This window comes from Nocardioides daeguensis, assembly GCF_019192965.1.
Classification (GTDB): domain Bacteria; phylum Actinomycetota; class Actinomycetes; order Propionibacteriales; family Nocardioidaceae; genus Nocardioides; species Nocardioides daeguensis.
Map to the genome: position 1 here is coordinate 121,986 of NZ_JAHTKU010000017.1, position 13,111 is coordinate 135,096.

Annotated in this window: 10 protein-coding genes; 4 read left to right on the plus strand and 6 right to left on the minus strand. The window is 73.0% G+C overall.

The annotated features are described in order from the left end of the window. The first annotated feature begins 32 nt into the window (after positions 1 to 32). From KU893_RS14255 to KU893_RS14265, 3 genes are read left to right on the plus strand one after another with little or no spacing between them, the layout of a single operon-like run. Complete coding sequence (locus KU893_RS14255; protein WP_257441233.1) at positions 33 to 755, plus strand: helix-turn-helix transcriptional regulator; 723 nt, start codon at positions 33 to 35, stop codon at positions 753 to 755. Next, positions 752 to 1,897 carry a DUF8744 domain-containing protein gene (locus KU893_RS14260; protein ID WP_246592645.1) on the plus strand — a complete coding sequence of 382 codons (1,146 nt, stop codon included), beginning with the start codon at positions 752 to 754 and terminating at the stop codon, positions 1,895 to 1,897. The genes KU893_RS14255 and KU893_RS14260 overlap by 4 nt, the downstream gene beginning before the upstream one ends. Next, entirely contained in the window at positions 1,894 to 4,602 is a 2,709-nt protein-coding gene (locus KU893_RS14265; RefSeq protein WP_218235029.1) for a multicopper oxidase domain-containing protein, read from the plus strand. The genes KU893_RS14260 and KU893_RS14265 overlap by 4 nt, the downstream gene beginning before the upstream one ends. On the opposite strand, the gene KU893_RS14270 is transcribed toward KU893_RS14265, so the two are convergent. The 6 genes from KU893_RS14270 to KU893_RS14295 form a co-directional block, all read right to left on the minus strand. Further along, a complete protein-coding gene (locus tag KU893_RS14270; RefSeq protein ID WP_257441236.1) occupies positions 4,592 to 5,680 on the minus strand; it encodes a tellurite resistance/C4-dicarboxylate transporter family protein in 1,089 nt (362 codons plus the stop codon). The genes KU893_RS14265 and KU893_RS14270 overlap by 11 nt on opposite strands. Before the next feature lie 177 nt (positions 5,681 to 5,857). Beyond that, the gene (locus KU893_RS14275) at positions 5,858 to 7,063 is read right to left on the minus strand and encodes a cytochrome P450 (protein ID WP_246592646.1); all 1,206 of its coding nucleotides are present in this window, start codon (positions 7,061 to 7,063) and stop codon (positions 5,858 to 5,860) included. Positions 7,064 to 7,400: 337 nt separating this feature from the next. Beyond that, entirely contained in the window at positions 7,401 to 8,117 is a 717-nt protein-coding gene (locus KU893_RS14280) for a TSUP family transporter (protein WP_218235030.1), read from the minus strand. After that, positions 8,107 to 9,504: an MFS transporter gene (locus tag KU893_RS14285; RefSeq protein ID WP_218235031.1), complete on the minus strand. Its 1,398-nt coding sequence runs from the start codon at positions 9,502 to 9,504 to the stop codon at positions 8,107 to 8,109. The genes KU893_RS14280 and KU893_RS14285 overlap by 11 nt, the downstream gene beginning before the upstream one ends. Continuing rightward, on the minus strand, positions 9,501 to 10,355 hold the full coding sequence (locus KU893_RS14290) for an SDR family NAD(P)-dependent oxidoreductase (protein WP_218235032.1): 855 nt from the start codon (positions 10,353 to 10,355) through the stop codon (positions 9,501 to 9,503). Before KU893_RS14290 ends, KU893_RS14285 begins: the two co-directional genes overlap by 4 nt. After that, entirely contained in the window at positions 10,352 to 11,749 is a 1,398-nt protein-coding gene (locus KU893_RS14295; RefSeq protein ID WP_218235033.1) for a flavin-containing monooxygenase, read from the minus strand. Before KU893_RS14295 ends, KU893_RS14290 begins: the two co-directional genes overlap by 4 nt. A 147-nt stretch (positions 11,750 to 11,896) precedes the next feature. On the opposite strand from KU893_RS14295, the gene KU893_RS23640 reads away from it, so the two are divergent. Beyond that, positions 11,897 to 13,093, plus strand: a complete 1,197-nt coding sequence (locus KU893_RS23640; protein ID WP_218235034.1) for a helix-turn-helix domain-containing protein — start codon at positions 11,897 to 11,899, stop codon at positions 13,091 to 13,093. Positions 13,094 to 13,111: the final 18 nt, after the last annotated feature.

Genomic DNA, 13,111 nt, shown 5'->3' on the forward strand with positions numbered 1-13,111 from the left:
TTTCCACTCCTGATTTTATTACAGTTTACTCCGTGAATAATAGTCTGCCCGGAACGGCTGCCCGCCGCACTCTCGGCCCGGCTCCCTCATCCGGCCGGGGCGGACCCCATCTGTCTCCATCGCGGGCGGCGCTGCTGGACACCCTGCGCGCCCAGACCGAGCCGACCACGCTCGGCGCTCTCGCGAGCTCGACCGGCCTCCACCCCAACACCCTCCGCGAGCACCTCGACGCACTGATCGACCACAGACTGGCGGCCCGCTTCGCCGCAGAGCCCTCCGGCCGCGGGCGGCCAGCGTGGCTCTATGAGGCCACGGACCCCGAGCCCGGCGGGTCCAGCGAGTACGCCGGCCTGGCCGCCGCCCTGGCCCGGTCCATCCACCGACGCAGCACCTCGCCGGTCGACGACGCGGTCGACGCCGGCAGGGGCTGGGGTCGTGACCTGGCGTCCCGGCGCCCTGCCGCCCGGGGATCGAGTGCGACCGCCGCGCGACGCAGCGTGGTCGAGCTGCTCGACGACATGGGCTTCGCGCCGCAGACCGACGCCCGGGCCACCTCGGTCCGCCTGACGCGTTGCCCGCTGCTGGAAGCGGCGCACCAGTACCCCGACGTGGTGTGCGGGGTGCATCTCGGTCTCGCCCAGGGTGCGCTGGAGGAGTACGGGGCCGACCCGGACGGCGCCGACCTGCTCCCGTTCGCCGAACCCGGCGCCTGCCGACTTCACCTGGCACGCCATGCACCGGGGAGGCCGGCATGACCGGGACCGCAGCCGCGAACCCGGCTGCGGCCACGGCGTCGGTCGCCGGGTCCCGGCGGATCCCGCTGCGGGCGATGCTGCTCGCTCCCGCCGGGGTGGCCCTCCTCTCCGGGGTCGATGCCGCCTTGATCCTGCTCGGGCTGCCCGCCCCGGTGACCGCCGAGCGGCTGCCGGAGGTGCACGGCATGCTGATGGTGCTCGGCTTCCTCGGCACGCTGGTCGCGCTGGAGCGGGCGGTGGCCCTCGCTCGGAGGGCTGGGTACGTCTCGCCGGCACTGCTCGGCCTCGGCGGCCTGCTCCTGCTCGGCCCGCTGCCGCTGGTCGTCGGGCGATACGTGTTGGTCGCCGGGGCCGCGGCGCTGGTCGGGCTCTACGTGCCGCTGTGGCGTCGCCAACGCGACGACGCGGTCCTGGTGCAGGCCCTCGGCGCCGTCGCGGCGGTTGGCGCGGCGGTGTTGTGGCTGGGCGGGGTGCCGGTGGCGACCCTGCTGCCCTGGCTGGTCGGGTTCGTCGTGTTGACGATCGCCGGGGAGCGGCTCGAGCTCGCCAGGATCGGCATGGGCGCCTCTGCCGGGCCCGTGCTGGTGGCGCTGGCGTCTGCTCTGCTGGCCGCCATCGTGGCCGCGCTGCTGTGGGCGACGGCCGGCACCGCGCTGCTCGGGCTCGTCCTGGTCGGGCTCACCGGCTGGCTCGCCACCCACGACGTCGCCCGGCGCACGGTGCGGACCACGGGTCTCCCCCGCTACACCGCATGGTGCCTGCTGGCGGGGTACGCCTGGCTGGCGGTGGCCGGGGCCGTGTGGCTGGTGGGCGGGCCCGCCGCGGAGGGGGTGCGGTACGACGCGGTGGTCCACGCGACCTTCCTCGGTTTCGCGATCTCGATGGTGATGGCGCACGCCCCGGTGATCCTCCCGGCCGTGCTGCGCCGCCCGCTCCCCTACCACCCGGCTCTCTACGCCCCGGTCTGTCTGCTCCACGGCTCGCTCGCGTTGCGGCTGTGGGTCGGCGACGCCCTCGGCAGCCAGGCAGCGTGGGTTACCGGAGGTGTCCTGAACATCGCCGCGCTGCTGTCGTTCGCCGCGGTTGCGGCGTGGTCAGCCTCGACGGCGGCTGACCCGCGTCGGGTCAGGACACACCCATGACCTCGGCAACCCGGGAGCGCGGCGCCGCGGGAGGCGTGAGCAGCGGCCGGGGCTTCTGGCCGCTGCGCGACCTGCCGGTGCTGCTGTGGCTGTTCGCTGCCGGCGTGGTTGCCCTGCTCCACCCGTTCGTCCCGGCCCCGCGGTGGCTGATGCTCCACCTGCTCCTGCTTGGCGCACTCACCCACGCGATCCTGGTCTGGAGCCGGCACTTCGCCGAGGCCCTGCTCCACCTGCCGCCGGAGGGCCGTGCGCCACAGTCGCGCCGCCTGCTCCTGCACAACCTCGGCGCCCTCGCCGTGATCACCGGCGTGCTGACCAGCGCTTGGTCCGTCACGGTGGCGGGTGCCGCCGCGGTCGCCACCGCCGTGGCGTGGCACGGCTGGGACCTCGGCCGGCAGTTGCGTGCCTGCCTGCCCGCCCGGTTCGCCGGCACCGTCCGCTACTACGTCGCCGCGGCCTGCTTCCTGCCGGTCGGCGCGACGCTGGGCACGGCGCTGGCCCGCGACCCGGCCGACCCCTGGCACACCCGGATCCTGGTCGCGCACGTGACCGTCAACCTTCTCGGCTGGGTCGGCCTCACCGTGGTGGGGACGCTGTTCACGCTGTGGCCCACCATGCTGCGCACCCGGATGGCGCCGAACGCCGAAGCCGCCGCCCGCAGGGCGCTGCCGGTGCTCGCGTGCTCGGTGGCGTTCACCGCGGTCGCCGCTGCCCTCGGTCTTCTGCCGGCGGCGGCGCTGGGGATCGCCGGGTACCTCAGCGGACTCGCCGTGGCCGCAAGCGCGCTGGTGGAGCCGCTGCGCCGGAAGCGCCCGGCGTCGTTCGCCACCTGGTCGATACCGGCGGCGCTGGCGTGGCTGATCGGCTGCCTGGTCGTTCTCGCGGTCGGGTTCGCCACCGCCGCGACCCTGGCGGACGCCGCGAGGGTCTTCGACTGGCTGGTTCCGTTCCTGGCCGCGGGTTTCGGCGCCCAGGTACTGCTGGGTGCGCTGAGCCACCTGGTCCCGGTGGCCCTGGGCGGCGGCCCGACCCCGGTCCGCGCCGCCGCGAGGGTGCTGGATCGGGCGGCGCCGTTGCGCGTGGTCGTCACCAACGCCGGGCTGCTGCTCTGCGCCGTGCCGGTGCCGAGCACGGTGCGGGTGCTGGCCTCGATGCTGGTGCTCGCCTCGCTCGGCGCGACCCCGATCCTGCTGGTGGCCGCGGTCCGCACCTCCCGCCGGGCCAAGGCCGTCCCGGTCGCCCAGCGACACGTCGCCTCCGAGGCGCCCACCCGGGGACGGGCGGCCGGTTTCGCAGGGACCGGTGTGGCGGTCGTGGTGCTCGCCGTGGCGGCCGGGGTCGCGCTCGATCCGGCCGCGTTGTCGGTCGGCTCCTCGGCGGCCGTGGGCGTGCAGGCGACCGGGCAGACCACGACCGTCGAGGTGGTCGCCCAGGACATGCGGTTCACCCCGTCGACGATCCGAGTCCCGGCCGGCGACCGGCTCGTTCTGGTGGTCACCAACGCCGACGAGGACGTCCACGACCTGGCGCTGGACACCGGAGACCGGACCGAGCGGCTCTCCCCTGGCGAGACCGAACGGCTCGACGTCGGCGTGGTGGGCCGCGACGTGGAGGGCTGGTGCACGGTCGTCGGCCACCGCCAGATGGGCATGGTCCTGCATATCGACGTCACCGGCCCGGCGTCCACCGCGACCCAGGTGACCGAGGACCACAGCCAGCACTCCCACGGCCCCTCTGGCAGCCACGACTCGACCGCAACCGAAACAGACCGCGCCGAACCCGCCGACGGTTCCGAGGATGCCGCGGGGGCCGCCGACTCGTTGAGCTTCCTGGCCGCACCCCCGGACGGGTTCCAGGCGCGCGATGCCGCGCTACCGCCGCTGGACCGCCCACGGGTACACCGGCGCACGATCACGGTGCGAGACGAGATCCGGGAGGTGGCCCCCGGCATCACCCAGCGCCAGTGGACCTACGACGGGACCGCCCCCGGCCCGGTGCTCCACGGTCGGGTCGGCGACCGGTTCGTCATCACCCTGGTCAACGGCGGCTCGATCGGGCACTCGATCGACTTCCACGCCGGCGCCCTGGCACCGCAGCAACCGATGCGGACCATTGCCCCCGGCGAGTCGCTGGTCTACCGGTTCCGCGCCACCCGAGCGGGCATCTGGATGTACCACTGCTCGACGATGCCGATGTCTGCCCACATCGCCAACGGGCTTTTCGGTGCCGTGGTCATCGAGCCACGCGGTCTGCCGCCCGTGGACCGTAGCTACGTGCTCGTCCAGTCCGAGCTCTACCTCGGTGCCCAGGCCGGCGAGACCGATGCGGCCAAGGTCGCCGCGGATGCCCCGGACGCGGTGGTGTTCAACGGCTATGCGAACCAGTACGACCACCGGCCGCTGCCCGCCCGGGTCGGCGAGCGAGTCCGAGTCTGGGTGCTCGACGCAGGCCCGAACCGCTCCACGTCCTTCCACGTCGTCGGCGGCCAGTTCGACACCGCCTGGGCCGAGGGTGCCTACCTGCTCGACCGGCGCGACCACGGGGGCGGTGGCGCGCAGTCGTTGAGCCTCGGTCCGAGTCAGGGCGGGTTCGTCGAGCTGACGTTTCCCGAGGCCGGCTCCTACCCGTTCGTCACACACGTGATGGTCGACGCCGAGCGGGGCGCCCACGGCGCGTTCCAGGTCACCCCGGGGGTTACCCGCTGACGCCGAGATCGGACTCGGCGCGCGTGGGGCCCGGCTCCGCCGGTACCCGGAACACGGTGTTCACGACGTGACGCGCCATGGCCGTGAACACGATGGCCCACACGGCGAGCGCCACCCACAGCTCGATGCGGCCGATCGCCGCGACCACCGGTAGGTCATCGGCGCGGCCCAGGTAGATCCCGGCCACCGCGTACATGCCGAGCGGGAACACGATGCTCCACAAGGTGGCCTCGTATCGCAGCGGGACCCGGCGGCTGATGTGCCGCCACCAGCCGGCCGCCACCAGCACGGGGATCAGCCAGGTCGCGAACGCCCAGAACAGCACTGCCACCCCGGCGATCAGGTCGCGGGTCACCCGCACCATCGGCGCGTCGGCCATCTCCACGATCCGGGCCCCGGCGAGCACCGTGATCGCCAGCGCACCCATGGACACCCAGTACGGCGGCGTCAGATCCTCGGGCCCGAACTCATAGAGCATCAACCGCAACGCGACGAACACCCCGGCCGCTGCATACAGGAAGACGCCCACCGACCAGGACACCACGGCGAGCACCGCCAGCTCCCGACGGACCGACTCATAGACCGGTTCGATGGTCGCCGCCGCGACCGCGACGGACTGGCTTGCGACCACCCAGATGAACCAGGTCCCGTTGGCCGTGGCCAGCACCGGACGCTCCTGCCGGCCGAGCACCGCGGTCCACGGGACGACATAGCCCAGCGCGAGCCAGGCGAGACCGGCGACCGCGAGGAGCACCGCGGTCGCCGCGTGCCAGCCCTCCAGCCCGAGCCGGACGCCGAGCACGTTGGTGCCGGCGACGAACGTGAAGAACCCGAAGGCGCGCCGCGGGTCCGTGAAGTCGTCCACGACAGCGCTCCGGTAGGCCAGGAACCGCCACACGGTGAGGGCGCCCAACACGACGAAGGAGGCGACACACACGCCGAGCAGCACCTCGGAGAGGAGATCGACCCCTTCCAGATGTGTCCCGACCGAAAGGATGCCGGTCGCCATCACCAACGCGAAGTAGCCGGGGGTCAGCCCCTCGACAGCCAACCCGAACCTGCGCCCGAAACGTGTCACGCCCTGATGCTCTCGCGTGCCGCGAAGATGCCGTCGAGACACGCCACGCGGACGTCCCGCGTTGTCGTACCGCTGTGGCGGACCGATGGCCGCCGGTGAAGTGGCTCTGCGCCCTGCCGACCGGCGCGACCCGTGCGGAGGCTGGGCGCATGACGTACGCGAGCTGGTGAGAGCCGATCAGCGCAGGACCACCGGGACGCGTGCCCAGCCGCCGACCGGCGGCTCCTCGCGTACCGCGGGCCGCTCGGTGGACAGCTCGATCCACGCGGTCTCGCGAACGAGGGCCTCGGTGATCACCCGCAGCTCCATCAGCGTCAAGGCCCGGCCTGGACAGATGTGCGGGCCGATTCCGAACACCAGGTTCGCTTCGGCATGCCTCTGCGGCTCGAAGGCGTCGGGATCGCCGAAGACCAGCGGATCCCGGTTCGCGGCCGTCCAGTTCAGGAGCACCAACGCACCCTGGGGAATCGACTCCCCACCGAGTTCGACCACACCAGTGGTCCGGCGGCGGTTGGAGACGAACGGGTCGTCGATGCGCAGGATCTCCTCGACCGCGGCCTCCAGCCCCGCCTGCTCGCCGTCCGCGACGAGCTGACGGACCTGTCGCTGCACCTCTGGTCTCGCGGCGAGAAAGTGCACGATGACGCCGACCGACGTAGCGAGAGATCCCAGGTCTCCGGCGGTCCAGTTGCGGAGGATGGAGACGATCTCGTCCTCACCGAGCGCACGGCCGTGCACGGTCTCGCGCATCAACGCGGCCGTGACGTCGCCAGCCGGTTCGTCGCGTCGGGCCTCGACCAAGGAACCGATGATCCGATCGAAACGTTCGGCGACGGCTCTGGTTTGTGCTCGATCTCCGGACCTGGTGGCGTTGTGGTTGTCCCGGATCCACGTGACCAGTTCGTCTTGCAGATCCGACGGCCAACCCAGCCAGGCCGACTGCGAGCGCACCGCGTACGGGATCCCAATGCGCGCGAGGGTCTTGACTGTCTCGCCGCGGGGAAGACCGGCGACGATCGAGGCGGCGATTTCCCGGCAGGCCGGTTCCACCCGTGAGACCCGCTCGGGCGTGAGGTAGCGATCGACGACCGCCCGGTACGCCGCGTGCTCCGGGCCATCGAGGCTGTTCGGGATGGCGCGGCGCGCGGTCACCGCGCTGGAGAACGCAACCGGATCGGTCGCAGCGGCGATCACCTCGGCATGGCCCAGCACCAGCCAGGCGTCCTCAAGCCGCGCCACCGGGCACCGCGCCCGCATCGCATCGAACTGAACTCGCTGGTCATCGACCCAGCCCCGCCCACGCTCGACCTCGATCTCGATCGGATCGCCCACGAGAACACTCCTCTTCGTCTCTTCTTCAACCAGACGGATCAGGTCCAGCATGGCCACAGCAGGGGCCGCCGGGCTAGGAACCTCGGGCATGGTCGGCTCCCGCCAGGCCCAGCGCGTCCTCCGCGACAGCGACGCTCGCTCCCCGTGCAGCATCTCCCGCTACGGGCCGCGTGGCGAGGTCGACGTCTCCAAGCTGGCCGAGCCGGGACTGCCGTCTGGCTCGCCGGCAGCCGCGGCATACCCGCCCCGCTGGTGCAGGTCAGCACGAGTCAGTCAGTCAAAACTACGACGTCTAGCAGGTCGCCCCGCAGAACGGGGGCATGAAGTCCGGCAACATCGCGAGCGAGGCTCGCTTCTGAGGGTTCTCCCGCGCCTCGGCGCCGGCCGACTACACCGTTCCCCACACCAGCCACGCGCCGCCGAACAGCGACACCGCGAGGATCCCGGCGCGCACGGTCGCCAGCCCCATCCGGTTGGCCAGCAGCAACCCGGCCGTCGTGCCGGCGACGAGTGCCGCCAGCTGGGCCGGATCCGGGAGGACGACGCCCACGATGACGGCAGTCACGAGATTCTGGATGCCGAAGAAGGCCTGCAGGGTGCCTCGCGCCCGCTGGGCCTCCCAGCCGGCGTTGGCGACGTAGAGGCCGACGGGCGGCCCGCCGACTCCCCCGACGACGTTGAGGGTCGCACTGGCAGCCCCCACAGCGACGACGGCCTCGCGGCGCCGCAGCCACGGCGAGCGCAGGCCACTGGCGAGCAACAGGGTGGCAACGATGACCCCGACCCCGCCGCCGAGCGCGAGCCAGCGGGTCTCGACGTCGTGAACTGCCCACGCGACCAGCGGGGTGAACGCCAACGTGGGAACCAGCAGGCGACCGACGGCCCGCGGATCGACGTGCGCGCGGTTGCCCCACAGTGGCGCCACCGACGACAGCGCGGCGAGCAGGATCGTGACCGCGACCCCGTCACGCGGTCCCATGACCGCCGCCAGGAAGGGGGCGGCGACCAAGGAGAACCCCATGCCCGTCGCGGCCTGGGCGACGGCCCCGACCGCGATGGCGAGGAGACCGACCAGCGACCCCAACGAGTAGAGGTCAGCGCTCACTGGCCGCGAGACCGTCGAGGCCGCACCGGCGCTGGATGAGCCAGGCGACCGACATGAGCACGGCAGGCACGGCGGTGAACCCGATCAGGATGGCGTGCACCGCGCCCGCGGTCTGCGGCACGCTCTCGCCGTCCACCGCCGAGGCGAAGCCGCCGACGGCGAGCACCGCCGAGTAGACGTAGGGCCCGACTGCGGTGCCGACGGCCTCGGTGGCGGTCCAGACCCCGGTGTAGGCGCCGGCACGCGACTGCCCGCGACGCTCGGCCGCGGCCACCGCGTCGGGCACCATGGCGAAGGCCAACAGCTGCAGACCTGCGAAGGCAGTGCCGAGCAGGACGACGACCGCGACCGTGAACGCCACCGGCACGTAGTCACCGACGACCAGCATCAGGGCACCGAGCACGAACAACAACTGCGCGAGCAGGAGGCCGCGTTGCTTGCCGATCCGCCCGGAGACCCGCAGCCACAACGGCGAGGCCACCAGGGCCGGGCCGAGAAAGGCACCCATGAGCACGGCGGTCAGTCCGGACCGCCCGAGCACGTGCTCGGCGTAGAACGGCACGGCGGCGAGCACCAGGTGGGTGGTCGCGCCGGTGAACAGGTACGACAGCACGAGCGTGCGGAAGTGTCGATCACCCAAGGCCAGCCGCAGGTCGGCGACCGCGGACTGCGAGTGGACGGCAGGCTCGCGGAAGCCGCAGGTCGCGTTGAGCCGACGTACGCCGCGGAGCGCGACCAGGGCCGTGGCGGCCATGAGAACCGCGAAGACCAGTGCCATGCGGCTGTAGCTGCCGCGCTGCTCGTCGGACACCAGGGCGGGAGCCAGGACACCGGCCACGAGGAGACCGACGGTGAGCAGCACCATCCGCACCATGAAGACTCGGGTGCGCTCGTGGTAGCCGACCCGCAGGTCCGAGGGCGTGGTCAGGTACGGCACCTGGAACGCCGCGAAGAGGACGTTGCCGGCGACGTACCAGGCGGCGACCCACACCGCGGCCGGCGTGCCGTGCAGGCCGCCGGGGACCGTGAACATCGCGATCATCGCGACGCCCAGCAGCAGGCCCCACCGCATCATGCCGCGGCGGTGACCCTGCCCGCGGGCCTGGCGGTCCGAGAGCGTGCCGAAGAGCGGGTGGATGACGGCATCGATGATCTTGGGCAACAGCAGCGCCAGGCCGGCGACCAGCGGGGAGACACCGAGGGTGTTGGTGAGGAAGTAGAGCAGCAGCAGTCCGGGCACGGTGACCCAGGCGCCCATGCCGAGCGAGCCGGTGGCGTACTGCACCAGCGGCCCCCGACCGGCCCGCGTCGAGTCCTCGGCCGCACCCGCGGCATCCGGCGCAGCCGCGGCGGTCCCCCTCGGCGGGACCGCGTCGGTGGCACTCACGCCCGGGCCTCCGCGTCGTTGCGGGCGTCGATCTCGGCCTGGCGGGCCACCGCGCCGGCGGCCAGCGTGGCGTCGGCGAAGGCGCCCGAGCGGATCCGGGACGAGAAGGTGCGTGCCACGATCCGGTCCGTCAGCCGCGGCAGGTGGCGGGCGAGGAAGAGCTCGACCGCCCCCTTCCGAGTGGTCGGCAGGTCACGCGGGGCCTTCGGCGAGAGAGCGGCGCGCAGCACGGTGGCGACCACCCCCTCAAGCGGCTCGTAGGAGCTCATCCCCTCCAGGGAGAGGCCCGCCTTCGCAGTGGAGTCGTGGATCGGGCTGCGCACGGCCGACGGGTAGACGCAGGTGACGCCGACGTGGGTGCCGAGCTCGAGGCGCAGCGCGTCGGCGTAGGCGACCATGGCGCGCTTGGAGGCGCCGTACGCCGCGGCGAGGGGCAGCTGCATGACGGCCATCCGCGAGGCGACCATGACGACCCGCCCGCGGGAGGCGACCAGCGCCGGCACGCAGGCCGCGCTGACCCGCCAGGTGCCGAGCAGGTTGATGTCGAGCTGACGGCGGACCTCCTCGCCGGGCGCGAGCTCGGCCGGGGCCGGCCCGCCGATGCCGGCGTTGTTGACGAGGATGTCGAGCCCGCCGAGCTCCTCGAGAGCCTGCGCGACGGCGGCCGGCACGGCGACGTCGTCGGTCAGGTCGCAGCGGATGACCGTGATCGGGTCGTCGGCGCGGGGCGCGACGTCGAGCCCGACGACCCGCGCCCCACGCGAGGTCAGCTCGGCGGCGAGCGCGCGGCCGAAGGTGCCTGAGGCGCCGGTGATCAGCACGCGGAGGCCGGTGGCGTCACGCAGGTTCATGCGGGGACCTCACAGGTCGTGTCGGAGGAGGTGGCATCGGGGGGCGTGGTCGAGCGGGGTTCGAACGCGCCGGCGCCCTCGGCCAAGCGCTGCCGCCCGGCCGCGATCTCGCGGGGCACGGAGGCGACGTACGCGTCGAAGTCGATGCGCATCGCAGGCCGTTTCTCCCCCCACCGGGCGCGGGCCTCACGCAGCGTCCGATCGGCGACGGCGCGGCGCTCGGCGTCGGCCGGCAGGGCGTAGCTGCCGCTGAGGTGGGCCGCGACGAGCTTGGCCTGTGCCTCGACGACGGGCAGCGCGGCGCCGGTGGACTGCATCAGCCCGACGAACGCCAGGCTCGGGTCGTCGAGATGGAAGACGCGGTGGTGCAACGGCATCTTCTCCGGTTCGGCGCCGAGCCACTGCTCGGAGAGGAACGGGATGGTGACGCGGTAGCCGGTGGCCCACACGATCGTGTCGACGCGCTCGCTGCGGCCGTCGGTGAAGACCACGCGACCGCCGTCCAGCCGCTCGATGCCGGGCCGCGCCACGACCTCGCCGTGGGTGAGCCGGTGGAGAATGGTGTCGCTGATCGTCGGGTGGTTCTGGAACAGCCCACCCGCCGGCGCCGGGAGCCCGTAGTCCTCGGGACGGCCGACGGCCACCCGCAACATGGTCTCGGCCAGACGCTGGCGGATCCGCCACGGGAGCGCGGCGATCGCGCCGCCGGTGGCGTCGGCCGGGCGACCGAAGAGGTACTTGGGCACGATGTGGACGCCGTGGCGCGCGGAGAGCAGCACCGGCGCGGCCGCGACGTAGGACGCGTCGACAGCGATGTCCATGGCCGAGTTGCCCATCCCCACCACGAGCACGTGGCGGTCGCGGAAGACCTCGGCACTGCGGTAGTCGTGGGCATGCATCTGGACGCCGTCGAACGTGCCCGGGTAGCCGGGCTCGGGCCAGCGGGGGTCCCAGTTGTGGCCGTTCGCGACCACGACGGCGTCGTACCAGTCGGTGGCGCCGGCCGCGGTGGTCACCGTCCAGGCGCCGCGCCGAGGTCCCGACTCTGCTCGTTCGACGCCGGTCACCGTGGTGTCGAAGCGGATCCGCTCGGTGACGCCGAAGGTCTCGGCGTAGTCGGCGAGGTAGCCGGCCACGAGCGCCGCCGACGGGTAGTCCACCCAGTCGGTCGGCATCGGGAAGTCGGCGAACTCGGTGCGCCCCCGACTGGTGTTGAGATGGAGCGAGCCGTACGCCGGAGACAGCCCACTGCTGTTGTGCTGGTCCCACAGGCCCCCGGGCCGGTCCCCCTTCTCGTAGGTGACGACGTCGGCGCCGACATCGAGCAGCGCCTTCGTGGCGGCCAGGCCGGCAGCACCGGCGCCGACCACGGCGACGCGAGCGGGCTTCCTCATGGATTCGTTCCCCTCCGTAGCGAGGCGAGGCCGCCTCGTGGTTCCCGGCACAACGTTAGGCGCGCGACGCCGGGTTCGGAGTGGCCCTGGTCACCGATTTCGGCGGCTGCGTTGTGGTTTGCCACAACCAGCGAGGAGAATCGGCGGGTGAGCGTGGAGGAGCGGGACTGGCAGGCCTTCGTCGACCTGATCGAGCGGGTGCTCGCCGACGACACGCTGCTCCCTCAGGTGGTCGCCGCGGTGCGCAGCCACGTCCAGGAGTCGGCCACGTTGCCGGTCTCCGACATCACCGGCCACACCCGGGTCCTGCTCACCGCCGCCGCTCGCGCGCTGGCGGGCCGACGCGCGCCGACCGAGGCGGAGCTGACGGTCGTCGAGCAGCTCGCCGTCACCCGCGCCCGTCAGGGCATCCCGATCGACGTGGTGCTCGGCTCGGTCCGGATCTCCGAGCGCACCATCTGGGCGCGGGCCCGCGACCTGGCCGAGGAGGCGGGGATCCCCGCGGAGCGGCTCCTGGACGCCCGTGAGCTGTACGACGACTGGGCCGACGCGGTGCGGGCGCGCTTGATCCGCGCGCATCGCGACGCACCGCGCACGCAGGACGCGTGGGACCGCGACACCGAGCTGATGCGGCGCCTCCTCGAGGGCGGCTCCGCGGCGACCCTGGCCGCGGCCGAACGGGGATTCGCCGCAGGCTCCGGGTTGTGGGTGCTCGTCACCCGGCCCAGCGAGGCCGCGTCCGCCGCCCTGCGACGGCTGACCGAGGGCAGCGGCCCCGCCATCGCCGCCATGGTTCGGGACACCCTCGTCGCCGTCGTACCGAGCGAGCCGACGTTCCGCTCGGGTGGGCCACGTCAGATCATCGGCATCGCAGGGCCGGTCCCGGCCGAGGAGCTCGGCGTGGCGCACCGACAGGCGGTCGCGGCCGTCCCGGCGGCGGAGGTGTCCGGACTGGTCGGACCGGTCCACATCGGCGACGTCGCACCCGTCGCCGCGCTTCTGGCGCGCACCGACCTGGCGGCCACCGTGAGCGCCCACCACCGAGCCGCGCAGGTCGAGCTCGGAGCGGCGGCAGGCGCCGTGGCCGGCACCGTCCGCGCCTGGTTGGAGGCCGGTCGCGACGCCACCGCGGTCGCCCGCACGCTCTACGTGCACGAGAACACCGTCCGCAACCGGGTCCAGCGCTTCGCGGCCGTCACCGGCATCGACCCGTCCAGCACCTTCGGCGGCGTCACCGCCTGGTGGCTGTGCCACTCCTGGATGGCGGGCGACGAAGCAGCCGCGGGCGTCGGGGCGCAGAGGGACCTCGCCCTCCGGGAGCTCGGCGACGAGCGGTCGCGATGATCGACACCGGGCTCGCCG